16 protein-coding genes and 1 pseudogene are annotated in these 24,945 nt (G+C 43.6%); 16 read left to right on the plus strand and 1 reads right to left on the minus strand.

Going from position 1 to position 24,945, the window contains the following annotated elements; all coding sequences use genetic code 11:
* The first annotated feature begins 114 nt into the window (after positions 1-114).
* The 5 genes from B9N89_RS29530 (at position 115) to B9N89_RS29550 (ending at position 3,545) form a co-directional block, all read left to right on the plus strand.
* Positions 115-357 carry an RDD family protein gene (locus B9N89_RS29530; protein WP_207912262.1) on the plus strand — a complete coding sequence of 81 codons (243 nt, stop codon included), beginning with the start codon at positions 115-117 and terminating at the stop codon, positions 355-357.
* A gap of 866 nt (positions 358-1,223) precedes the next feature.
* The gene (locus B9N89_RS29535) at positions 1,224-1,535 is read left to right on the plus strand and encodes a hypothetical protein (protein WP_132319545.1); all 312 of its coding nucleotides are present in this window, start codon (positions 1,224-1,226) and stop codon (positions 1,533-1,535) included.
* Between the two features lie 96 nt (positions 1,536-1,631).
* A complete protein-coding gene (locus tag B9N89_RS32520; protein ID WP_132319934.1) occupies positions 1,632-1,838 on the plus strand; it encodes a D-Ala-D-Ala carboxypeptidase family metallohydrolase in 207 nt (68 codons plus the stop codon).
* A 124-nt stretch (positions 1,839-1,962) separates the two neighbouring features.
* Positions 1,963-2,829 carry a S1 family peptidase gene (locus B9N89_RS29545; protein WP_143478300.1) on the plus strand — a complete coding sequence of 289 codons (867 nt, stop codon included), beginning with the start codon at positions 1,963-1,965 and terminating at the stop codon, positions 2,827-2,829.
* Between the two features lie 473 nt (positions 2,830-3,302).
* Positions 3,303-3,545: a hypothetical protein gene (locus tag B9N89_RS29550; RefSeq protein ID WP_132319549.1), complete on the plus strand. Its 243-nt coding sequence runs from the start codon at positions 3,303-3,305 to the stop codon at positions 3,543-3,545.
* Positions 3,546-3,650: 105 nt separating this feature from the next.
* On the opposite strand, the gene B9N89_RS31620 is transcribed toward B9N89_RS29550, so the two are convergent.
* The gene (locus B9N89_RS31620) at positions 3,651-3,800 is read right to left on the minus strand and encodes a hypothetical protein (protein ID WP_159455727.1); all 150 of its coding nucleotides are present in this window, start codon (positions 3,798-3,800) and stop codon (positions 3,651-3,653) included.
* Positions 3,801-4,025: 225 nt separating this feature from the next.
* On the opposite strand from B9N89_RS31620, the gene B9N89_RS29555 reads away from it, so the two are divergent.
* The 11 genes and pseudogenes from B9N89_RS29555 to B9N89_RS29605 all read left to right on the plus strand — a co-directional run bounded on the left by B9N89_RS29555 (position 4,026) and on the right by B9N89_RS29605 (position 24,775).
* Positions 4,026-4,664: a DNA-binding protein gene (locus tag B9N89_RS29555; protein WP_159455728.1), complete on the plus strand. Its 639-nt coding sequence runs from the start codon at positions 4,026-4,028 to the stop codon at positions 4,662-4,664.
* 283 nt (positions 4,665-4,947) lie between these two features.
* Entirely contained in the window at positions 4,948-7,536 is a 2,589-nt protein-coding gene (locus tag B9N89_RS29560) for a YncE family protein (RefSeq protein ID WP_132319553.1), read from the plus strand.
* A gap of 51 nt (positions 7,537-7,587) precedes the next feature.
* The gene (locus tag B9N89_RS29565) at positions 7,588-10,968 is read left to right on the plus strand and encodes a hypothetical protein (protein ID WP_132319555.1); all 3,381 of its coding nucleotides are present in this window, start codon (positions 7,588-7,590) and stop codon (positions 10,966-10,968) included.
* 88 nt (positions 10,969-11,056) lie between these two features.
* Complete coding sequence (locus B9N89_RS29570) at positions 11,057-16,600, plus strand: RHS repeat-associated core domain-containing protein (RefSeq protein WP_132319557.1); 5,544 nt, start codon at positions 11,057-11,059, stop codon at positions 16,598-16,600.
* Between the two features lie 637 nt (positions 16,601-17,237).
* Positions 17,238-17,834 (plus strand): hypothetical protein, encoded by a 597-nt coding sequence (locus B9N89_RS29575; RefSeq protein WP_132319559.1) that lies wholly within the window; start codon positions 17,238-17,240, stop codon positions 17,832-17,834.
* Between the two features lie 222 nt (positions 17,835-18,056).
* Positions 18,057-18,676: pseudogene (locus B9N89_RS32335) on the plus strand (phage terminase large subunit family protein); the annotation flags it as partial.
* A gap of 90 nt (positions 18,677-18,766) precedes the next feature.
* Complete coding sequence (locus tag B9N89_RS32340; protein ID WP_327356418.1) at positions 18,767-19,729, plus strand: terminase gpA endonuclease subunit; 963 nt, start codon at positions 18,767-18,769, stop codon at positions 19,727-19,729.
* Positions 19,713-19,919 (plus strand): hypothetical protein, encoded by a 207-nt coding sequence (locus B9N89_RS29590; protein ID WP_132319565.1) that lies wholly within the window; start codon positions 19,713-19,715, stop codon positions 19,917-19,919. Before B9N89_RS32340 ends, B9N89_RS29590 begins: the two co-directional genes overlap by 17 nt.
* Before the next feature lie 40 nt (positions 19,920-19,959).
* The gene (locus B9N89_RS29595) at positions 19,960-21,408 is read left to right on the plus strand and encodes a phage portal protein (protein ID WP_132319567.1); all 1,449 of its coding nucleotides are present in this window, start codon (positions 19,960-19,962) and stop codon (positions 21,406-21,408) included.
* A gap of 141 nt (positions 21,409-21,549) precedes the next feature.
* Positions 21,550-22,695 carry a BMP family ABC transporter substrate-binding protein gene (locus B9N89_RS29600; RefSeq protein ID WP_132319569.1) on the plus strand — a complete coding sequence of 382 codons (1,146 nt, stop codon included), beginning with the start codon at positions 21,550-21,552 and terminating at the stop codon, positions 22,693-22,695.
* A 19-nt stretch (positions 22,696-22,714) separates the two neighbouring features.
* Complete coding sequence (locus B9N89_RS29605) at positions 22,715-24,775, plus strand: TonB-dependent receptor plug domain-containing protein (protein WP_132319571.1); 2,061 nt, start codon at positions 22,715-22,717, stop codon at positions 24,773-24,775.
* Positions 24,776-24,945: the final 170 nt, after the last annotated feature.

The following is a 24,945-nucleotide window of genomic DNA, read 5'->3' on the forward strand; positions in this document are numbered from 1 at the left end:
GGTCTGGTTCGTTTGTTCTGAGTCACGGTAATTCTCCTCACTATGGTGAATTAGGCCGTTCAGTTAGATTTGTCCAGCACTTTTGGGGAGCTTCACGGTAAGGTTTTTCTTGGTATGATGTTGTTTGTAATTTTTTTATATGAACCTATCTTAGTCGGTTATTTTCGAGGCACGCTCGGCCATAAACTAATGAAGCTCGAAGTAATTCGAGAGAACGGTAAAAAATTGGGATTTCTGAGAGCCGGTGTGCGATACTTTTTAAAGTCAAGTTTAGGTGTTCTTTCGATTCTATCGTTGATGAGTAGTAATCAAGCAATCCATGATATCGTAGTCAAGTCATTTGTTGTGAAGAAGTAGCTAAAGACGTTTTTCCGCCATTAGGATTTCAAGAACTGTCTTCGCTGACCGTACTCTACCCCACCTTTGCGAGCAAATTCGATGAGTGGTGTGTGGTAGCTACCTTATAACTAACTTTTTGCGAGATTCGTCATTCCTCTCCCTCCGAATTCACTTTTCAGAAGTGATCACTAAACAGATGTTTTTTGGAAGCCAAGGCGACACGCTAGACTACAACAAGTAAGAAGCCCACCCCTTCGATCATGATAATCTGGCGAGGCTCTCGAAATACCTTGCTCAATTGCGGAATCTCTACTGGCGAAACTCACTTTAAAGTTACTTTCGGCAGTTGAAATTCAAAAATCGATTTCCTCATAGCTTGATCTTCGATTATCCACCAATTTCAAAATGTCACCCAAGTTTTCGAGGATTCATGGGTGAACCCTCCGGTCTCAGCTATTGCGATCTACGGATTCACTTGAACCGCAAAAAAACATCTTTTCTGCTATCCTGATATCATCGGGAATGGTATTGTCCGTTCAGATTTCTAGTTGAGTGCTAATTTCACACTCAGCGTCTTTCATCACTGCACATAAGTGGTTGCTGCCTCAGCAGCCACTACGAAGCCCCACACAGTTTTGTTCTAGCCAGTCACTTTATTTGAGGAGTCGATTCCTAAAAAAAGTGAATGTCATGACGATCCAATTGCAACATTAGTAAACAACCCTCGTCTTTATTATAGGATACCGATTCTATACTTTGGCCCGTTTATTTTTTATGCGGATTTTGCCTATGTGATTTTTTAGTATCCGAGCCATTGCTAAAACTGAATCGTACCGAGTGATGTTTTTCAAGAATTTGAGCTTAAAAATTGGAAGGAGTTTAGTATGAAGGATATGTCAAAAGCGTTCATAGTCGCCCTAGGCTTGAACTCAGTAGCGCACGGCCAAAGTCATACGGAGTTAGACTTCGAGACAAAGGAGTCCTCCATGAAAGAGAATCTTTCTAACTTGGCGCAGGATATGATTTGGTACCTTTGTGAAGGTCAAGAGGACTTCGATTTTGATGCCTTTCTGTGGGAAGACTACGAGATTGCGGGATTGGAATTCATTCTTGAAAGCATAGAAGAAAACACCACGAATTTTTGCTTGCCACCTGACTTGTCTGGTATGCATTCAGCTGTTAGGGATAGTGTTTAATGGTATTGAAAAATAGCTGAAGGTAACGTTTTTAGGTGAGTGGGGGCGGCAACAGCTCCTACTTAACCGACAATAGCTGGATTCGCTGTCTGACCTATAAGAGCCCTAGCTGGGAGCTCTGAAAAATCTCAGCACATCCTTGGTAGGGCAACCGACATCTCTACTTGGGGGTGGTCAGATGATGAGATCATGAACCTTATCTCGAAGGCTTATCTGTTGGGGTTTAAGGGGATTGGGATCTATTCGACTTTTGTTCATCTTGATTCGCGGGAGGGGGAGTTTCGGATGTGGGTTGGCGAGTGAAACACTATGGATTTTTCGGCAAGGGCGCTATTGCGATCTACGGATTCACTTGAACCTATAAAACAAGCTACTTTTCTGCTATCCTGATATCATTGGGAATGGTGGTGTGCGCTCAGATTTCTAGTTGAGTGCTGGTTTCGGACCAAAACTAGCAGCATATCGAGACCCCACCCCTGAACGATTGAAAACAGATTTTTTCTCAAGCTTCTCGATCAAAAGTGGAATTTCTAATGGTGAATCACAGTTTCACTACCGCGCAAACATTATACTAATCTATCGGCAGATTTGTTTCATACTCCCCTGGCACATAGCGGTCACCGAAGGCTACCCGGAGTCTGATGTGGTACGACTCGAAGTCGATGGCTACATCTGGGAGTATCTCGAACTCGAAACTGAAGTTCTTACCGTAGATAGTCCAATCTCGATGGTGGATCGCAAGGGCAACACCCAGTATTCAGCTCAGTACGGTTTTCTTAATGTCGATGTTGAAGGTGAGATCACCGTTCAGGATGGTGTCTTTGCTCACGGTATTCCAGCTGTTCCTGGGAATAGTGGATCTCCTATTTTGAAAGACGGAAAAGTCGTCGGTGTTCACCTTGGCAAGGTTGGGCAGGACATGTTCTATGCTGCCGACGTGTCTATGCTTGGGTATGTGGAGCATAAGTTTGCTGCTGATAAGCAGGCGATCCAGGTTATACCTTTTATATTGGGGGCTGGTAGGGCGTGTATGTCTTCTACAAAATGCATGAAAGCTGTGGGAAAGGTAGCCTTGGCTGCAGGAACCGCTGCAACCTATATATTTACTACATACTTAGATATGCAAAAAGAGATTACTTTACAAGAAATGAAGTACGACAAAGAACTTGAACTTCTTAAGACCAAGCATGGCTACGATCTCCAAAAAGAAATTTTAAAGGCTCAATTGGCTCAGAAAAACGGTAAGGGCAATGATAAGGCTGATATTAAGCTCGATAAGCCAATACCTGGATAAAAAGGGCATACTGTTTTCATAGTTCCTCGGGGTAGTGGAAGTGCTGGAGGAGAACCTATCGGGCCTGGCGGAGGCGGGCCAGGGATAATAGTCTATGAATGCGGGGAGCAAAGGGCTATCTGGAATGGAAATCACCCAACAGTCTTCTATGATCGACAGTGGTGCTCAGTGATTCATGGAGAATCAGACTACTCCTTGACAAATGATGAATTTCTTGCGGCTTTGCTTGGTGGTACGATCATGAAAATATGGGGCGATAATTGGCGTATTCACGGAGTTCCAATCGTCCCTAGCGAAAGAGGCTGGTCCGAAATAGAATCATTCTTAAAGAGAGAAATCCGAGATAGGAACGATGCAAAGCAAATCAAGTCTAAGATCTTGAGGCACCAAGGCGAGGTCTTTCAGGAGTATTATAGGCCTAAGCCCCCGGTAAATCCACAGCCAAAACCTGACCCAGGAAAGGTAGCTATTCCATGAGAAAGATTTTTGTAGATATACCTCTATTTTCAGTTTTGTTGGTAGCTCTAAGTGCTATTTTTGGAAATGAAGGTCTATGGTTTCATGTTCTAATGATGGGAATAATGCTAAATATTGGCGTCCTAATAGGATTTGGCCTTCGCGATATAAAGGTGATTGAAGGAGGCATCGAGCCCACCCTAAAAAACCTCTTTGAGGACAAAGGTTACTACAGTGAGCTTTCTAAAAAGACAGAATAGTCTGAGCGCATCATGCCAGGCGTCTCCTGACAAAACTCTCAAGGTGAGGACGATCGCTAGATTTTAGCTATTGGAGTTCTCCTAGGAGCTGATCCTAGAAGAGCTTTACTCACGCATCGATAGTACACCACCCGTTGACTCCAAATCCCAATCGCATACGGATTCGGTGTCATCGTCGGTAGTCGGTTCTTCCTTGGTAGTTTCTCTAAAAAGCTCAATCAGGTTTCCCTCTAAGTGCCGTTCTGGTCTAGTCATGTCGCTACCTCCATTAAACTAAACTACTACTAACATGACGTAGTATATTTATGCAATCTCTAAATTGCGCCAAAACCTCGCCATAACAACCCACCGAACCCTCTAGGAGCAACTAGCCCTCAACCCAGTCACAACCGGCCTTTCACGACAAAAGCCTTGACAATTCTGCATGCTTATATCATAACATAACGTATCGTTATGATACATTATGGAGTTACGTTACATATGAGAACCGGAATCAGCTTTGAAGACGTGGCAGCTGTCGCAGCTCAATTACGCAACAAGGGCATCAACCCAACCGTGAGGCTGGTCAGAGCCGAGCTCGGCACCGGATCATTTGGGACAATCACCGCCCACCTCAACGCCTGGCGTCACGGCGAAGACAACAAGGCCGACGCCAGCTATGTGGATACGCTCTCGGCAGGCCTTAAAAACGCCATCGCCAATGAGATCAAAGTCGCGCTTGCGAAAGCCAAGGAAGATCTAAAAGCCAGGATCGAAGAACTCGAAAGCCATCTCGAACAATCAGCAGATGAGATTTCGCGCCTTGAAGATGGGCTTGATTGGGAAAAGAGAAAGCGCGGCGAGCTTGAAGTGGAGCTTAAAACCACCCAAGGGCAGCTCTCCACCCAGCAAGAGGAAAACCAAAAGCTCCGCGATCGTATCGATACGGCTACCGATGCCGCATCATCAGCAAAGATCGAAGCAGCAGAATCAAATGCTAGGTTCGAGACGCTTAAGGAAAATCATGATCGTTTGTTATCAGAGAATGGCGAGCTAAAGGCTGAAGTCAAGGAGCTGGCCAAGGATGTATCAAGGCTTGAGCGAGAAAAGGCTGTAGTTGAGGCTCGGGTGGGGAAGTGAGTCGCAAGCGACCTCACTTCGAAAGCTTGCTTGAGAAGAGCGGTACGCTGAAATCACTGATAAGCAGGAAGGTTTTCCCCATCTCCTGGTAACGCTGGGCGATTTGTTTCAAAGAAGGTAACCGTAACAGTCTAAAAATACGAGGTAATCAGAGAAGTTGAAAATACATTGGTAGGGCATATTGACTATACTAACTGTTTCGTTTATATTCTGGCCTCCCGCACGCAAAAGAGCGAAATATGAGCTCTTTGTAATCCATGCACCTTGGTTTTAGGAGATCCCGATGATCGCGAAAATATTGAGTATCGCTCTATTTATGGGCTTGATGGAACAAGCATCAGCAACTGCTTGTCGAGGCAAGTGGACCTATGAAGAGTGGAATAGTTGCCGGCATGAGGGCAATGGTATTGAGTTTGAAGAAGTTATTGAGAATGGGGTCGTACTAAAGCCAGTAAGCAGAACCTACCAAAGGACTTACACGTCAGATAGAAGGCTCAAAACTCTAGTAAACAGTGGAAATTTTAACGTACGTATCAGAAAAGCTGTCGATCGCTGTAAGTCTGCTTTTGAAAAGTTTACACCGGAAATAGTTAAGAAACCGAATCTAAGTAAGCAATCCTGGAAAGTTCTTACCAATACAATAACTATATCTGACTATGAAAGTCTGGGGGCGTCGAAGGTACCCGGCTTCTCACTAGCAAGCTTCTATTGTAAGTTCAAAGTGGAGTTCTTCGAGGAATGGTATGTTGCCGAAGATAACCCTAAAAAGGTATCTCCAGCTGTCTATTTTAACAAGCCCAACCCTTTATGTGGTCGTACAAAAAAAGAAACAAGCCTTGGTTTTGATAGTCAAACTCTGGAGTTTGAAAATGGCCAAAAAGTCGACTATAGAAGCAAGTTTGTGTGCTCCACAGGGGATCATCTAAAGGACGAAACTCCAAAAGAATTGGCTAATAAACTGGAATTTCTGTTGAGCCAGCTTCGTCGGTCAAAAGTCGGTGTGACCGAGGTAGAAAAATCTTTGATGGCAGATGATATCAGCAACTATATTAACACTAGAGAAAGCGATATTGATCAAAGCCTCTTAGATATACTCTTTAACTACGATCTTTACAGCATTGATTTTGAAGATAGTCTAGAAAATAAGAGTATGATTTCTCTATCGATGAAGAACAACGTCGGTAATATGCTGCTTTACAACATCATGAGTGATGACATACTTATCGATCACAACCTTCCAATTACTGTTGGAGTTCAGGATCATGTAAGTAAGTACGGCTTAAATAGTAAAGCTGATACAATGTACTTCCTAGACGAGTTCAACACAAGTATCGCGAAGATGAATCTTTCAAATAAGACAGTTGAAAGGCTTATAAAATTAGACAGCAAAGGTGGCTATAACGCCAAAGGAGTTTTTGTCAGCGATGATGAAACTAGGCTAGTCACTCACCTTGTTCACTCTCAGAACAATAATAACTTTGAAGAAATAGCTCTCTGGGATCTAGAATCGAAAACAAAGATTGATTCTATCTTCTACTTTAAAGGCACTCTTGACGAAGTTTCTAGGCAGGAACACAAGACGGCGTTTGATAGAAGTACAGGTCAATTATTTATTGGAAAAGATAAGAAGATATCTGTCTATGATATTAATATGAATGCTGAAATCTCCAGCATTGATCTTTTGCAGCCCGTTCTGAATATCTATGTTGCAAGAGATGGGAGTAAAATCGGAGTAGTCGAAAGAAGTGGTGATGAAAGTACGGTTGAAATTATTGATACCCAAATGTTTGCGCAAGTGGATACATGGACAGAAAAAGGTGTTCCTGTTTTAGTGTTCGGTGGTCCTCTAAGTGCGAATGAGATGGGGATGGAAGAAGACACAGCAGGGGATGATGGAGAGGCATCTAACTCAGATCTTATTATTGTTGGAAGCAGCTCTCTTGCGCAGCCATACCTTCCACGAGGCAAAATCAGAGTCAGGGATCTTTCCGAGCAAGTTTTTCTTGATGATGTTGATATCAACCCAGGGTTCGGATTTATTACAGCTCTAGATATAACTGAAGATGGTCGCTACCTCTTGGTGGGAAGCTATGACCGAAAAGACACTTCATCACCATACGTTCAGCATTTGAGAGTTCTTGATTTAACTGGTAGTGATGAATTAGATCCAGGTGTTGTCAAAGATTTTGTGGATAGTAAACTCGCCACTAATTTCTTCTTTATGAATCGATTAGATACGATGAGTCAGCAGGCGGTAGAAATGGCAAGGATTGCGAAAAAGAACGCGAGTGATGAAATTCCTAGTCAAGATGGTCTGATTTCATTGAAATCTTTACGAGTAGGGATTAGAACAAATCAAAACATGACTGTTGAAATGGAAGGCTACCTTTCTAAGTACGGCGTAGAAATTGAGCAAACTTGCCGCTGGGCGAGATTACCTTATATCTACCAGTTTGCCGATGGAGTTGTGTACGTGACTCGTGATAGAAAGAGGTTTAACGTCTTCGATTATGACCGGGTTATTGCTTCGAAGTGCGTTGTCAAAAACCTGCCTCTAGCAACAGGTGGTATGCTATTCAATAGAGATATCAAGCCTGTTTCTCTATCGAACACAGTTAATCCAGCAAGCGGAAAAAAGTTTGCGATGCCTGAGTACGGAATCAAAGTGAATCAAGGTATTCGAGATCTTATAAAAGAAAGCGGAGAGCCGGTAATTTTGAAGTGTCGGTGGGCATCTCTTCCATTTGTTTATAGGTTCAATGACAGCTACATGTTTGTGACATCAGATAAGTCCAAGGTCAATGTCTTTCACAAAGATACAGTCGACGTAAGAGGCTGCCTTGGAAACAATGAATTTAGATTTACCAAATAACAATAATTATAAAGAGACCTGGAAGGGTCTCTTTTTTTAAAGGATATAATCATGAAGCTAGTTTTACCTGCTTTAGTTTCAATGCTAGCCTTGTCTGGGTGCCTAAAAACAGAAGAGCAAGCAAGGCTAAAGGCACTAGAGGAAAAATGCTCCAAGGATAGATACTATAAACTTTTGGAGCGACGATTCAGAACTTGCGATAAGATGGGTTTGTCGGACAGACTCATGAAGACCTGCTTTTCGCAGCTTAGTTCAGCATTCTCGCGTATTAGGGGAGAGTGTAAGGAGTTGGCGAGCACAAAAATTCGAGATATTGAACTTGGCTACATATATGAAAAAGTTGAAGGTCTAGCGTTTGATGATGGTAGTAATGTCTTAAACCAAGAGTCTGTCACTTCATTTGTAGATGCTTTTGATCTTTGGAACGAAAAAGCAACGCCAGTTGTGAACTATATTGATTCACGCGCGAGCGTGGAAGACACAAAAAGTATCATTCTAAAGCTCTATGAAAAGCTTTCTAATGCAGACAGCGTATCAAGTGCGAGTTTGGATAACTATGTCAAGTTGCTTTCAGAAGTCCAAAAGTCACAAAGCCTGAACATTGAATTCCAACTCAATCTGCAAAACAAGATCCTAGGGGGGCTGGTCGAAAAACTTGTTTCTCTAACAAAGATTGTGGATCTGTCCTGCCAACTTTCCTCATGCAAATCGGATAAGCCGGACCTCTATTATCTAATTTTAGAATTATCAAATCTCCATCAGAGTTCGCCTTTGCTTGATGTTTCTCCTAAATATCAGGAAATGATTGGAGCATTGAGAGCCTCATTCGCTAACATCTCTGAAGAAGTTAATACGAGAGTTAGGCAAGAGAGTTCATTCGATAGTTTGAATAGCTGTATAGACGATAACGGGGTGGAGCCCCTCTTACTTAGCCCTGACCTCAGGCGAATGATCGTTAGCATAAAAGCTTTTAAACAATATGCTTTGAACATGGAACGGTATGGCAACTTTTCAGGGTCAATTAGTAATGTTATTGATAGTGGACTGAATCAGCAGGTTGTCTCTGGTATGGTCGATCATGTTAACAGAGTTGCAAGCAACTTGGATTTAGATGGTCAAAAATATAAAGCCAATCGAGACCGACTCCTTGAATTACTTAAAGGTCGTATTTCAGGAGATACTGTTCAGGACTCCCTCAAGTATTCTCTGGAGCAAAAGTACCAAGATTTGGAGCAAAAACTTGGGGAAATCGACGCTAACAAACAAAGTCTAGTGGAAGATAGCCTATCCTTTAGTCGCTATCAACAGCAGCTGGCGCAGTTGACTGACAGCGAGAAGGTAAAGTTATTCTCTGAAAAGTTGACTCCAGGCGAGGAGAATGTTTTTCAAGTCTCAGCCAATCAAGCAAAGTACGACCATACAGGAAGCTTAGATCTAAGTATTGGCGGACTCTCTATTCAAAACAAGGTATCCCTAAAGAAGGGAGAGATTTTAAATCTCACGGTGAAAGATTTCTGGGCTCCAATATGTGCTCTAAAGATAAGTCGCTACTCTAGCGCTGCATCTCCTAGTCTAAGGCTTGGCCCCGAAGGTTTTACAATTGTTGATGGGCAAGGAGAGTCAAATGTGGTTGCTAACTCAACATCGAATACAAGGCAGAATACAACAACCATAGGCAATAGTAAGTCTCGTTGTACCCGAGAGAGTGTGACCGGGAACATAGGTGGACTTTTTAGTGGTAGTACTGGGGACGAAGCAACTCTGACAGGAAATCTGGGTATTTCAGCTTCCAAGTCTGCTGAAAACTCTAGCTGCTTGAACACGTCCACAACGTTTGCGGATATCTTTTCAAGAACAGAAAGTGAAACTGATTCAAAAATAAATAACTCTACAGCTAGCTTTCAATCTGGAATTTCTCTGCCCAATACACCTTTTCCGGAGTTCCCTGCTGGATCTCTATTAGCCTTTGTAGTACCTGCTGGAGCAACAAGTTACCTAGAAGCTAGCGATGTGATTGCCATTGAGAGAAATTCAACTCTGATTAGTAAGTTTGACTCTGAAGTTCATTTTGTCGTCAACGATTGTAGCGATCGAAGTGAGCTTTCCAACAGTCAGCTAACGGTTCAAACGCAAACATTGGTCAAGGGCTCTTCGTCCGTTAAGGCTATGCTGGATAACATGATTCCAGCTATTTCCTTTATCGAGAGTGAAGGACAAAAAATAATAGACGAGGGTGGTGATATATCGAGAAGGACTCAATCCCTAAGAAGTAGAGCTATTGCAAAGTTCACTATGACAGAAGGTAGTACGTTAAGCTTCTATGCAGTCGACTCGATCCAGGCCATCTTTAACTCTTGGATTGATAATGAAATTGTCAAAATCGAGCGAAAAGCAAGAATTAGAAACCTAGAAAGATCTCTGAGGCAGGACTTATTGGAAATCGCTGACCTTGAAAATAGGTATCGAAGTGAAGATAAGAAGGGCTTAATTACTTCCGAATTAATCTCAAATACTGTCGATAACCTTGACATGGCAGCTCTCTCAACGAACCTACAAAAGTTGACGAAAATCGTCACCGATCGAATCTATCCGATGATAAAAATCCACTACCCAAAAGGTCTGGAAACCATAGATATAGAACGGGAAAGAATTGACGAAATTTCTTTAGACTCAACGCCAGCCGATATCGCAGAAATCGTTGCCAGGCTTGTGGATTCGCTAAATAATATGGTAAAGCTTGAAACGTTAGGAAATCTTATCAACAAAGAAGAAAGATTCGTTTTCCTTCGATTCTCTCCTTCGAGTGGTGATTGTAATCCAGAAATCGAATTATGTGATAATGATACCTTCGCCCCCAAGGCTGATGAGTCCAGATCCCGTACAGTCTGGGAAGCATTTACTGGTTCAGGTATAGTCGATGGGTCGCGATCTGTTAAAGTAACTCCAAATGACCTTTACCACCAGGATGCAGAGTACTCTAAGAAGTTGTTCTGTCGAGAATCCTTACCCATCATCAAAAACTTCCAGGTCTTCTTTGTTCTTGATGCAAATGAGGTTAGCGATGATCTCGACCCATATCGAATCTATGAGGTTCAGGCTACATTGGGAACGGAGATGCTTCTCCCCTACTCAAATGGTCCAGTCAATCTATCTCTTAGCAACCCACAAGTAGGTGTCGCGACCATGTCAGTGGGCATAGTTACAGATGTAAATCTATTTGCGATGGAGCAAGAGATGAAAGCTAACTCTAAAGGCTATCTAAAGGGCCTAAGCCCTTTTACTAACTATAGCTTTTCAGGAAACATTCAACCCTTAATCCAAGATCTCCATGTGGATACTTCGTCCATAAAAGAGATTGTCTTTGCCTACGTTTTGAGCACAGATGACACGTCAGGACCAGAGTCCCAGAAGTGGATTGCGAACTGTAGGTAAATAGATACTGAACAACTGGTAAAAGCTCCTTCCGAATCCGTGAGAGACCCTCGGGAGGCTGCTTGTACTAAATCATTAGAGGTGCAATGTGTTCAAGAGTCTGATTGCAGTAAGTTTGATACACCTAGTTCTTTCCCAGACCCTTCTGGGACGTGATGTAATCTCTGAAGATAGGATCCAGAATCCTAATCTACCAGTCCCTTCTAGGGGATCCATTGCAGGTGACTATGCTGACGGCGTTGCAAGCACTGGATCAGTTTTATCCAAAGGTGATCTTTCAATCTCACTTATGTCTACCCCTGAAGACCGTGCACCTCTATTGTTCAATCCCTTCCCTAGTTATTCAGCTAGAAATGGTCTGACGCACTGGGGAATGGGATGGGCATCGAATTATAAAATAGAAAGGTTTAACAAGGATACCGACTTAACCTTTGATAACTCTCTTGACCAGTTTAATTCACCTTATGGAGTACTTGTGAAAGGCCGTGATGGCTATTTCTACCCTCAAGGACTTATGAGTCGAACCAGAGTTGAGCTCGCCGGTGATAGTGCAGTAGCGTATCTCTCAGATGGAGCAACTCACCATTATCGAGCGTTCAAAACAGGCGAGTATGGATACGCTGAGTGGTTTCTAGTCGAAGCTAGAAGTAAAACCGGTTTCATCACAAAAGTCAGCTATGCCCATGACGGCGAAATTTCACCTTATATAGAGACGGTTGAATATGGCGCAAGGGAAAGCCATAGCCCCCTTTACAAGATCAAGTTTGATTACGCAGCACTTGATAATACGATTTCCAGCTTCAAATACGGCTACAGACAGGTTCTTGATCGCCGCGTATCAAGTGTTCACTTCTATAATACCAATCATGAGGTTGAGAAGCTTCGTTGGAGCTGGCTCCTAGAGGCCGATTTAGATGAAACGAGCGTCGGCTTCTATCTTAAGTCGCTAGAAAAGAAGTTCCCTTCTGGTGTTTCTGAGCCTAAGAAAACTTTCCGGTACGATCTCCCTCAAAGTCATTTCGATAACATAGCAGTTAAAGAAACAAACGTTTTAAACAGTCTTATTGATAAGTTTGGAAAAGCAAATGTATCTCATCGCAAGTTGACCTTTGTCGATGTTAATAACGATGGTCAAACAGAAATAGAAATGGGAACTGATAATTCCATTTGGACCCTTGAAAATGGTTCCTACACTGGGTCAGAGACAGAGCATCATCCAAAGGCCTTTTCTGGGTGCCGAAGAAAGCCTTCACCCCGCAATAAGTCTAGGGTAGTCGTTAGAATGACCCCCAATGATAACCTTTCCGTTATCGATCGACGAGTCACCTCGCTCGGAAACATTGTCATTGTTTGTAACCCGAACGGAGAGTTTGTTCAGTCGGTTAAGAAACTGTCTCAAAACCTATCAGAATCAAACTCTGTACGATTTACCGATGTGAACAAGGACGGAAAGCCAGATTTTGTTAAAATCATGTCAACTATTGTTAGAATCTATGTCAATACGTCTGAAAATGGACGCTATTCCTTTGAAGAAGTAAAGGTTCCTATTCCGGCTTCCCTTAGTGACTCGCGATTCATCTATGTCAATGATATTAATGGTGACGGCAATGTTGATCTCATCAGCGTAAACGCCTCCGCAGTCGAAGTATTGTATGGAAAAGGCGGCCTTCAATTCGCTTCACAGTCAGAAACTATTGGCCTACTAACACCCTCAAAAAGAAAGTTCTTTACCAAAGGCTTCAACTTTACCTTCAACGATCTCAATCAAGATGGCCTGGCGGATATCATCCTGACAAAGTCTGACAAAGCGCTCGTTTTCTTTAATAAAGCTAGCCACTTTTCCCAGCACCCCACAGCTAAATTACCCATCACAGCGTTTGCTGGGGATGTTTTCATATCAGATCTTCTTGGAAATGGAATAGATCAAATATTCAAACCCAATGGCCGCGGCACTATAGATTATGTGGAGCTAGGCCGAGCATCGTCAAACCTTTTGGTCGGCACAAGCGACGGCAAAGGAAATCGCATCGATGTTAAGTGGAAGATGAGCGATCCAGAGGAAGGCATAGGCCGAAGATTTCCAGTTGTTGCCAGCATCACACACTCAAGTATTGGTCATCAAGAAGAAGCCTTCTCTTATGACTACAAAAAACCAACTTCATATACACGTAAACCCATGTTTCTTGGATTCAATCAGGTCGTCTTGAGCTCAAATAAAATTACCAAGACCAAAACATTTAGCAACAATGATCAAATCACTGGCCTTCCGCTAGAAACAAAAAGCGTTGTTCCTCAGTCTCCTATCGCAAAGTTTGAAACCAGCTCCTACTCCGATAGCGACTATCAAGGATTAAGCCTGAAACTCCTTTCTGGTAAGACATCAGGATGGATTGATGGTGAAGGTAATCAAGTCGAAACATCTGAGCGTATCATTGCAAGGGATGAAAACCTATGCCCCACCCAGACCAAGACACTTTTGGAGCAAGGCTCGTTGGATGTCACCTACACCTACAAGGCATTAGATAATTTTTCACAGCACTTTCTGTGTCTAGCTGAAACAAAAGATTATTTAGGGGAGCATCCTAGAGACCCTCAGTTTAACTTCAAACATCTTGTAAAGCTTGAATATAACGACAGTGCTTTGCTTACTGGTATCTTTGCTAAAGATGGCGATAAGTCGATTCTCCAACAAAACATTTCTTACGACTCAATGCAAAGGGTTGAGAGGCTGTCAGAACCAAATGGAAACTGGCTGAAGGTTAATTACGAGGGACATGCTCTCACGGTGAAGTCAATTACCGATGCAAGTGGCTACGCCCAGCTTGCAGAAAGGTTTGATAGTGACTTTATCAGGAAGGTTTCTCACAATCGGGGAGCTGCAAAAACTTATGATGAACTCTTTACACCTGACGATTATGAACGATTAGGAACCTATAGTCATAGCCTTGTTAATGGCCTCAATGAAGTGAGTAGTTTTTCTTATAAGTTCGCCTCTGAGCAGGCGCCAGGGGTTATCACCACGACCAATACCAAGACTAAAGATATCGTATCTGTAAAGGGTGTGATAGTGACAGGCCTAGATAAGATCCTCGCTGAAACGGATCAACTCAATCACTCTACACTCATTAAGAATCTCAACAAGTATCGAAATAATGATCAAATCATCGAGTCCTATGTTGGAGATCCGCAGTCAAAATCTCCGACAGAGTTGACCAGCGCCGAGCTTTTCGAAAATGCTCAGCTTATTGGCGCTTCAGCGAATGATGCTCTCGCTCACTCTGGTCATCAAATCATCCACTACCAGGAAGGCATTGAGGGTAAAATTGAGACGAAACTTGCGATTAACCCCCAACTAGACCTACTGCAATTTAGCTCAACACAAAGCGGTTATACGCGGAAAACCTCCAAAACCGGTAGTGGTTCAGTTGCACAAATTGAACTTTCGTCTGGCAGGGTCTACCACTATAAATATGACGTTTTAAACCGCTTAAGACATGTCATGATGCCCAGTGGCCTTAGTCATAAAGTAGAGTACGACTCCTATGGAAGAATCTCTAGAATCGACCGGGAAGATGTGGGAGCGATCGCCTACACCTATGATGACAAAAAGAACCAGATCACGAAAAAGGAATTCTTCGATAAATTGGGAGTGCTCGATAGGAGTGAGTCGATGATCTACGACTCCATCGGGCGTCTTAAGGCGATATCTTATGAGAAAAATCAGTCAAAAGTTGATCTTGAGTATGGGTACGATGGCCTGCATAGTAATGGCACTATCAAAACTGGACAAATGGGCTTTGTGAGCCACATTACTGGACCACAGTTCAGCAAAGACTTCACCTACCGTCTGGATGGTAAGCTTACTCAGACTGACTATGTGATAGATCAAACCGTTCGCATCGAAAAATCCCTAAACTATTTCTCTGACGGAGACATAAAAACTCAATCCGTATCTATCTCTGGCTTGGACAATAATACTAAGATAGAATACTCTTTAAGCAATGAGTTCAATGAAGATGGTCTATTAAAAAGAATCTCATCAACCCAAGGCTCTAGTGTGACCATAGGTCGAAATAATTATGGAAACATTCAAACTCTCTCCTTTTCAGATGGAACAACACTTTCGTTTCTCAGAGATGGCTTGACCAGAGGAATCTTAGGAAAAAAGACTGAAACACAGCAAAGAAAGTCTTTAGAATACAGTCTTAACTACAACGATCGTGGTTTCGTTGACTATGAAGCATACAAACCCAACAACTCGGAAAATATCGTCTCCTACACCTATACGGAAGATGGCTTTCTAGAGTCTCATTCTTCAGCTGAAGGCTCTTTTTTTGATCGATATTCTGATGATGCTTTTCTAGTAGATCTTCAGAACGCTGCTTTTCGAACGACATTTGACAGCCCGTTTGTTCTGAAGGGCCACGTCTTTGATAGCCTGAACAGGATTAAATCCAACAAGGGTCTAACATTTGTCTACGGGCCGCAGGGGCAGCTCACTACAGCCAACGGACCAAGTAAGAATTTGTCATTCTCCTATGATGAAAATGGACACCGCATTCTTAAAAAATCAGGAAATCGAATCGATACAATTGATGCTGACGGTCTTCTTATTCACAACAAGCAAAGTTTTGAAGCAATTGTTGTGGACGGAAATATAGTAGGTATGGTCTTAAATGGAGAAATCAAACCACTACTAACGGACGCTAGAGGAAGTCTACTATCTTCAGATTTGAATTCCATTCATAGGCCTACACCCTATGGAAGTCGAGATGTTCGTTCTGATATGAGTCCCTTCTTGGACTATGCCTTGAAAGGGTATGACAGGGATCTAGGCATGGTTCGCATGGGAGTTAGAGATTACTTGCCCTTGTGGGGGAGATTCACGACTGCTGATCCACTATTCTTCGAAAAGCCAGAATTTTGTATTGAGAGTCCTATTGAGTGTAATTTGTATAGTTATGCTAAGAATAATCCGCTGAAGTATGTGGATACTAGTGGTCTTTTGTCAGAAGCAAAAATTGAAAATCAGAAGACTCATATGGATCCAAATAACCTAGATACATTCGGTAAAACCGACTTCACAGTTTCCTATATGCACGAAGGCGAGCGAATCAATGGTTTCTTTAGAATGCAGCTGGATGAAAGTGGAAACATTTCGCAGAGAGACGCGCTCACTGGAAATATGGTTAGATTGTCACCCGATGAATATTTTGAGAACAATAGCTTTGTCCATATGTACGAGCGGCGAGGAGACTTTCTAGGAATGTTTGGTAATTATAACAAGGTCGGCGCAGGTTGGGTCTCCGATAAAGGTATGGAAACAATAAATAGTGCAAGCCTTTCTAACATCAAAGGTAATATTGGGGATGCATTGGGTGGAATTGGACTTGCTCTCACAGCCACAGGTTTTGGTGCCAAGGCAGGTATGTTGCTAGGGGCTGCTGGTACCACACTTAGCGTGGAAGCCGCGTTGGAGCAAAAAAGCAGTTATATGGCCGCTTTTCAAGGCTATACTGGAGGAGCGGGATTAACTCACAATTCGGCTTCGGTGATCGGGTTAGGTTTGTCCCAGAGTATGGGCTTTTTTGGAAAAGTCAAAATGATGGGAGTGATAAATCACAATCACTAAGGAGGCAGGTTTGCTAGTGTTTATTGTACCATTAGTTTTCACGGTCTTATTTATAGTGAAATTAAGGGAGTATCTTAGGACAGGAAATCTCAGATCCTGGCATTCTTTGATGGGCCAAGGTCCTAAGAGCCAAATTAGATGGCTAGGATTTGCAGTAGTTGGAATGTGGATTTACTTCATTGCCGACTATCTTAGCAGCAGATCTCAATAAAGAGACGCTGGCTGATCTGACTCCTTAGTTTGTTAGGTTTTCGACTTTTTTCATGCTCTCGTCATACTCCTTGCCAGTCGGGATTTCTCGGGCAATTTTACACCAGTCGTTTGGATTAATGTCTCTCGTATTAGGTTTAGAGATTTAGAATAGTGTTCGCTCACTTTTCTTCGCAGAACGCTTGACTTCCAATATACCCTATACTATAAATGCTATTGGGTCCTTCTATGATGCCTGCCTTTTGGGTGGATGGCCAACTCAACTCTCTCTCTCTCAACATTGAAAATTTTTTTGGGGTTACAAGGTTACAAAACCGATTTCTAGAAATCGCGCATTTTCCTTTATGCATAAGGATAATCGTCGTTTTCATAGCATCTATGGTTGTAACCCTTGGGCCTTTTGGGGTTACAAATTTGAGAGGATCTATTGGAAAGACTAGTTACTCAAGCCCATTTTGCACGGCTTATCGGGGTATCAAGAAACACAATCGTAAAGAACTCGAAAAAAGGAATACGTTTTAAGAAAGCTATCGTTGAAAAGGACGGCAAGGTCTTCATCGATATAGTCGACGGAATCCTTGAATGGTACGGCAATGCTGATCTAAGAAAAGATAGAGGTGATCACAACGCACCAGAGCTAACAGCTAAGAAGCAGGCCGATGAAACTATCCTACCTGTAGCGGAATCCACAGCCATAGACAGGCATTTCACAGCAATGACCCGAAAAGTTGAGTACCTAAAAACTACAGGTCAACTCATGTCGGCTGATAAGTTCATTCGTGAGGCCTTCCAGATGGCACGCACCACTAGGGATAACGTTCTCTATGCTCCCCAAAAAGCCAGTGGTGAGATCAAAAAAATGATTCTAGATTTTACTAAGAGGACTTTTGATACAAGCGACCTTAGTGAAGCTTCACTCGACTCTGTCGATACCCTGACCTCCGACATAAGAGTCTTTCTCACCAAGCTTTTGACGTCTGAGCTTCGAGAGCTCGCTGAAGCAAACATCAAAGGCCGGGTGTAAATGGAACCAGCTATCGACTATGAAGTGGTCTCCATCGAAGACCTCTATCTTCGCTTGGCCTCGATTCAATCTCATTTCTGGTCTGGGGTGAAACCAAACCTGGAAATATCCATTGCAGACCACGCTGCAAAGAACCTTTATCTGGTATCAGGTAAGAACCCTTTTCCTGGCCTAGTGGACTTTACCCTGACCCCATATCTGCTTGAGCTTCTAGAAGCTCTCATGCCAGATAACGGCATTGAGAAAGTTGTCCTGATGAAAGGCTGGCAAACAGGAGGAACCCTTGCGGCACTTGCGTGGATGCTTTGGGTGATGGATGTTGCCCCAACCCAAATGCTCATTGTTCAGCCCAACGACGAGCTTAGGACAAGATTCTCCAAGCAAAGAATTGAGCCGATCGTTTCCAATTGCCGCTCCTTGCAGGGGAAGATCAAGGACCTGGAGGCCTATACGGACTACACAAGGCGGGAAAAAAGCACGCAGATTACGAAGGTGTTTCCAGGAGGTTTCTTAAACCTCGGTACGTCGCGATCGGCATCATCACTTCGTTCTGATTCTGTCCAGTATATCGTCTTCGATGAAGTCTCGGCCTACGACGACGACTGTCAGGGGGAAGGGGACCCGTGTGGATAGCCCTTGGCCGGACTTCGGCCTATGATGGCAGAAAGAAACTCTTCTACATCTCGACACCTAAGATCAAGGGGATGTGCCGAATTGAGGAAGAATTCGAGCTATCTGATAAGCGCCGCCTTTTCTTTCCCTGCTTTAACTGCGGTGAGTCCCAGTTCATCGAGTGGAAACGCATCGACTTCTCAGGCCCTAGACCTGTCTACCTTTGCATTAAATGCCAATACAAACATCACGAGGAAGATAAGACAGAGATTCTTAAAAGCTCCCAGTGGCTGCCAACGGCAGAGCCCAAGGAATCAGGGATTAGAGGTTTTCACCTTCCGGCTCTTTATGCGCCACTTGGCATGTACTCTTGGGAGACAGCTCTTAAGCAGTTCAAAAAGGGCAAGACAAACCCGCAGGAGCTAAAAGTCTTCATCAATAACGTTTTGGGGGAAACCTGGGCCGATGAGAATATCAAATCCTTTGATCCAGAAGACCTGGAAACCCTTGCCGAGGACTATGCATTTGGCGAGCACGATCCACTTCCAAAAGGAATCGGGCTCATTACAGCAGGCGTTGATACCCACCCCTCTCACGTTGATATTGTGGTGCGTGGCTGGGGCCGAGGGCATGAGAACTGGTTTCTCGACTACGTGGTCATCGATGGCGATCCCAACCAGGATCATGTTTGGGAACAGGTCTATGAGGTATTGACGCAGGTCTACACCCATCACACGGGCATCAAGCTAAGAGTCGCCGCAGCCTGCGTGGATACTGGAGGCCATAACACCGAAGCGGTCTACAACTTTTGCCGTGATAAGTTTGAAGAGTACATCTTGGCTATCAAAGGAACTTCAAACCAGGCAGCTCCGATCATTGGCAACTTCTCGCTTGTCAAGGAAGGCACAGTCCGTCTTTTCCCTGTGGGAAAGCCAGCAACTCATGGCCGGCTTTTCTCGGGTATTCGAAAATCAATTGCTAGAGCGCAAAAGATGAAAGAGGTCCTAGCAGAGGACGATAAAGTCATTGATTATAGTGGTCCCCAGGTGATGCATTTCCACAAGGGGCTTCCCTCAACATTCTATAAGCAGCTGACCGCTCCTAAGTCCAAATGGGCTAAACGAGATGGCAAGTGGCAGCAGGTCTATGAAACCACCGACAAGGTTGCTGACCACGCCCACGATAGCGCTCGCTATGCTGATGCTGCTTTTGGCTTCCTCAATATCGACATAGATAGACTTTGCAAAGAACTAGATGGAGTCCCAATTGAAAACGTATCGTGAGCAACTTGGTTCACTGCAGGAGGCCATTGCTAAGGCCGAGCAGGCCAGCGAGCAAGACCTAGAAGTGAACGGCAATCGCAGAAGAAAAAAGTCTGCCAATCTTGACTCCCTTTATCGGAGGGAGGCCTTTCTCATTCGAATGATCGAGCGAGAGGATGGTGGCTCCATCGTGCTAGGAGTTCCAAAATGAGCTATCACGAAACAGATTCAGGAATTCTGATCCTCAGACCATGGACGCCCCTTATAGGACTGTGGACCCCTTTAACCGAATCGTAGAAGAATGGCGCCCGAGCTCCAGCGACGCGGATGAAGCTCTTCTTCCTTCACTTCAGGGCCTTAGGGACCAGTGCCGCGACCTAGATCGCAACGAGTCGGTGGCTCGGGGGGCGGTGGAAAATATCACTGGCAACGTTGTGGGTGAGGGGCTTTGGCCTCAGTCAAAGCTTAATCACGAGCTTCTAGAGATTTCTGAAAAGGAGGCTCGGGCCTTTGAAAATAAGGCTGAGGCAATCTTCCGAGTGCTGGCAGAAAGCACCGCGATCGACTTTGCTGGAGTCTCGACATTCCCTGAACTTCAAGATCATGCCTCAAGATCTCAGCTTACCGATGGCGATTCCTTTGCAGTTCGAAGATTTAAAGCTAGGAGCCACTCAATTCTTGGGACCTGTGTCCAGGTTGTCGAAGGGGGGAGGGTTGCTGACCCAGCGGCCGGTTCGCTTTCAAAGGATATCAGAGAGGGCGTAGAGTTCGACCCTACTGGGGAGCCGATTGCCTACCACATCAGAAATAGGAAAAAGCTGCTGGATACGGGTTGGACCAGTGAGTCAAGGAGGGTAGCAAGGTACAATAATGAGCAAGAGCTCCAAGTCCTGCACCTATTTCACAAACGGCTTCCGGATCAAAGTCGGGGTGAGCCACTACTTGCCCCGACCATCCAAAAATTCAAGCAACTCTCTAGGTATGCTGAGGCTGAAATAGCCGCTGCCGTCATCAATGCCTTTCCAATGACCTTCATTACGAGCGAGGGCACAAGCCCCCTCAGCGGCAGATCGAATGCCTATCTTGCCAATCGCCCTAAAGACTCTCCCGAGCGATCGAAAACGGTCATGGGACCCATGACCATGCTCAATCTTTTGCCCGGTGAAAAAGTTGAGTCACCAACCCTAGGGAGGCCTTCGCCGCAGTTTGATGCCTTCTTTAACTCAGTTCTAAAGCAAGTCGGTCCCTCGATCGGTCTTCCTTATGAGGTTTTGATTCAACACTTCTCGTCGTCATATTCTGCTGCCCCTGCTGCACTTCTCCAGGCCTGGCGTTTCTTCAAAGTTCGTAGGAAGTGGCTTGAAATCAAGTTCTGCCAACCCATCTACGAATGGGTCATCCATGAGGCGATTCTTAGGGGAATGCTTGAAGCTCCTGGTTTTGAAGATCCATTCAAGCGTGCGCTCTACCTAAAAGCTACATGGATTGGACAGGAGATGCCGAGTATTGATCGTCTTAAAGATGCTAAGGCTGATGAGGTTGAGCTTTCTAATGGAACCACCACGCGGCGGGATATTGTTGAGAGTAAGGGGAAGGACTATGAAAGCCTTAAAAGGCTTGAGCTAGTTGCCGATTTACGGGGCGAAGAGTTCTCTAGCATGAAATTAGCTACATCAAACTTTGGATCTACGTGTGGTTAGCTTCTGCTAGAAATCTCGCGCTATGTTGAGACGCATTTTTTTAACATAAATCAAATCAGTGTATTTTTTACTTTAAGCATAGAGAGTCAAAATGCTACAATCTGAAAATCAAAAGATTATATCGGGACTGTCGGAGAATTAATGGATAAGTACGTTATGTATTCCATTGGGATTGCGATCTTTTTAATCGGTTGCACCGAGCTACCGTCCGAGGAGGTAAGAACTAAAGTAGCTCTTGTTACTGACGTTGGTTCTGTTGATGACCAGACCTTCAATCAGTATGCCTTTGAAGGATTAGAACGGGCTAGAAGTGAGTTCAACTTACAGATCGACTATAAAGAGGCAGAGCTTGAGGTTGATGAAAATGGAGAGGAAGTTGCAAACTACCTTGAAAACATAAATATATTTGCAGACCTCGGATATGAACTAATTATTACCGTCGGATTCGCAATGGGAGACGATACCAAAGAAGCGGCACTTAGCCATCCTGATACGAAGTTTGCAGTCATAGATTCCTATCCAACGAATGATGATGGGTCGGCAATTGAAAACCTTCAAGGGATATTGTTCAAGGAACAAGAAGTCGGTTACATTGCTGGGGTTCTAGCAGGGAAATTTGTAATAGAAAATAACCAAGATAGAGTGGGCTTTTTGGGTGGCGTTGCTATCCCCCCGGTAAAAAAGTTTGGTAATGGATTCTATAAAGGCGTGAAGTCTGTGTGCGCTGACTGCAAATATAGCTGCCAATATGTTTTCGATTTTGCGAACATATCAGCTGGAGAGACTGCAGCCCAAGAAATCATTGCTGAAGGTGCATACGTGCTCTTCGGTGCTGGAGGCTTAACGGGCTCATCAGGAATCAAAAAAGCAGCTTCTCTTGGAAGTTATGTTATTGGAGTTGATCAAGATGAATTCTATACGACTTTTAACAGTGGAGCTGTAACGGGCGCGGAGCTTCTATTGACTAGTGCGACGAAGGACGTAGCTGTGGGTGTCGTGAATACTGTCAAGACATTTGTCGAAGGCAACTTTACAGGTGAGGCTGTTACATATGGATTCCAGGACGAAGGTTTAGGGTCTGGTGTTGCGCTTGCACCCTATCACGCTGCACTTGAAAGTCTAAGTGAAGATATAAAAGCTAGTGTTATTGAAGTTGAAGAAGGTTTGAGAGGCGGAACGATAGATACTGGAGTTGACGGTTCATCTGGAGATATTGTCAATCCAACTACTGGTGAAGGTGACGAAAGCTTAAATCCATCGGAATGTACGAACATTTATCCATCATGAATTAGTTGGAGAGGGGCAAGTGAAAAATCGAATTATCCTTGTGTTGTTTTTTCTTTCGTCAGTTAGTTCTGCGTCTGAAAGCGATATGTCGTTAGCTGATATTCTTAACTTAAAAATTGAAGTATCTTCATCGACACCATTGAATATCTTTAGTACTCCAAGTATCGTTTCTGTCGTTGATGAATCAACGATACGAGAATATAACTTCACGTCGGCAAAGGAAGCTCTACGATTCTTATCGGGAGTTGACGTTACGCGCACTTTCCTTTCTAGAAATTTGCCAACTATTAGAGGGTTACTTCAGGATCACTTCAACAATAAGATACTAATTCTCATTAATGGAGTTCCGAGTTGGAACTCTGTAACTGGAGGTGGTATTTTAGAGCGAATTCACCCGAAAGACCTAAGCAGAATCGAGGTTCTTAAGGGGCCAGCATCTGTCCTATATGGAAGCAATGCATATGTAGGAGCGATCAACTTCGTTCTGAAAAGCGAGTCAGGCTCAAATAGCTTTCATACCGACATAGAACCAGAGCGAAATGGTATTTCTATGGGAGGCCATCTAACCGGGAAGACTAGTATGCTTTCGTACTACGTTTCAGGTTCAGGACGAAAATCTTCTCGAACACCTTACGATGAGTCTTCAGATGTAACAGAAGACCTTAAAGATGGTATTTTTCAAGATGAAGGTGCGTATCAAGGGGAAACTGACGTAAACACTGCATATATAGATGAATTTGAAGATTCGAACAACTTTACATTGCAACTTGAGAGTCAGCACGAGTTATTCAAAGCCGACATACTTTACAACGCCTATAGCAATGGAACAAGTTACCTTGGGACACCGCCAATTAATAACAAAGGTACTGGGTTAGCTGCAGAGCAAAAAGGATATATTGTTGGTTTGACTCCTGCTGCTACTCTACTCGAAAATTTGGTCGTAAGTCTTCCAGTCTCTCATGATGTAAATATTCGTGAGTATCCGACTGCAAGAGGTCCAAACCAAAAAGCAAGAATTCATGGGGAGAGACTATCAACAGGGCTAAAGATAGACTGGAATCTGAAAAAATATATCACCTTCGAGCTCGGATACGGGAGTGAAAATCGCCAAAGCGTCCAGTATGAAATCGTCGATCCTAGGGATGGAACCCAAATTCAGGCAAATAATATGGTGGGTAGACAGGTAAAGGAAACTTCAATTTATGGGCAAGTAGGGTTCTACGGAAATCAGATGGAAGAAAAACTCCCTTTTTCGGTTCTGTTGGGTGTTAGATCTACTGAAAATGAAAAATTTGATTCTAACACTTCTTTTAGAAGCACTCTGGTTGTCTTTCTCTCTGAGCTATCCAGTTTCAAGCTGATGTATGGTCAATCCTACCGATCTCCGAGTCTGTTCGAGCTATTTTTCGAAGACCCTCAATCGACAAACGAAATCTATGGTAATGAGGAAGTTAAGCCAGAAACTAGCAACTCCATCGAGTTAGCCTACCTACAATCCTTTGCTGAATTCCACTTCGTACAATTGCTCTTCTATCAGGGGGTCTATAAAGATAAAATTGCTAGAACAAGAAGGTCGCCAGGATCTATTACAGATCTTTCGGAGGAGTTCACAAATGGGGATGAGTTTTCATCATCGGGAATTGAACTGGAGTATCGATACCTAAATCAAAAAATAGGCACGTTCAATCTAAACTACTCTTACATAGAAGGCGACGATGGAGATAAGGTTGACGATCGTTACAACTTTCGATTTGTTCCCAAGCAAACACTATCCGCAGGGCTATCGAAAAAGTTTGGAAATCTATCAACATCCCTGCTCTATTCAATGATTGGAGCAGTCGAAGGAAACCCTAAATTAGATGAGAACGGATCTAGAATCGGTGGCAGTCATGAAATCGATACACAGCATGTCGGAGATGTAAATATTGGCTATGTTCATAAGAAGGTGCTACACACGATTTCGGTAAAAAATATTGGCGACGCAAATATTGAGGTCCCAGAGTATATTAGAGGTATAAAGCCAAACCTAACATACAATGAAAGACGGAGTATCGTCTATTCTATCGAGTTTAGCTTGTAAACTAATTGGCCTTTGCAAAGGTCTCTCTTAGCTCGTAGGCTAGAGTATTGAGTAAACTTTTGCTAGGACTATGGTTTGCCCCTAAGGGTTCTCTGCCCGTTTACGACTGCTACTTCCGGTCGCAAGAGGTCTACCCTCAAGACTTAGATTGTAGTATTGATCGGGAATAC

The organism is Pseudobacteriovorax antillogorgiicola (assembly GCF_900177345.1).
Taxonomy (GTDB): domain Bacteria; phylum Bdellovibrionota_B; class Oligoflexia; order Oligoflexales; family Oligoflexaceae; genus Pseudobacteriovorax; species Pseudobacteriovorax antillogorgiicola.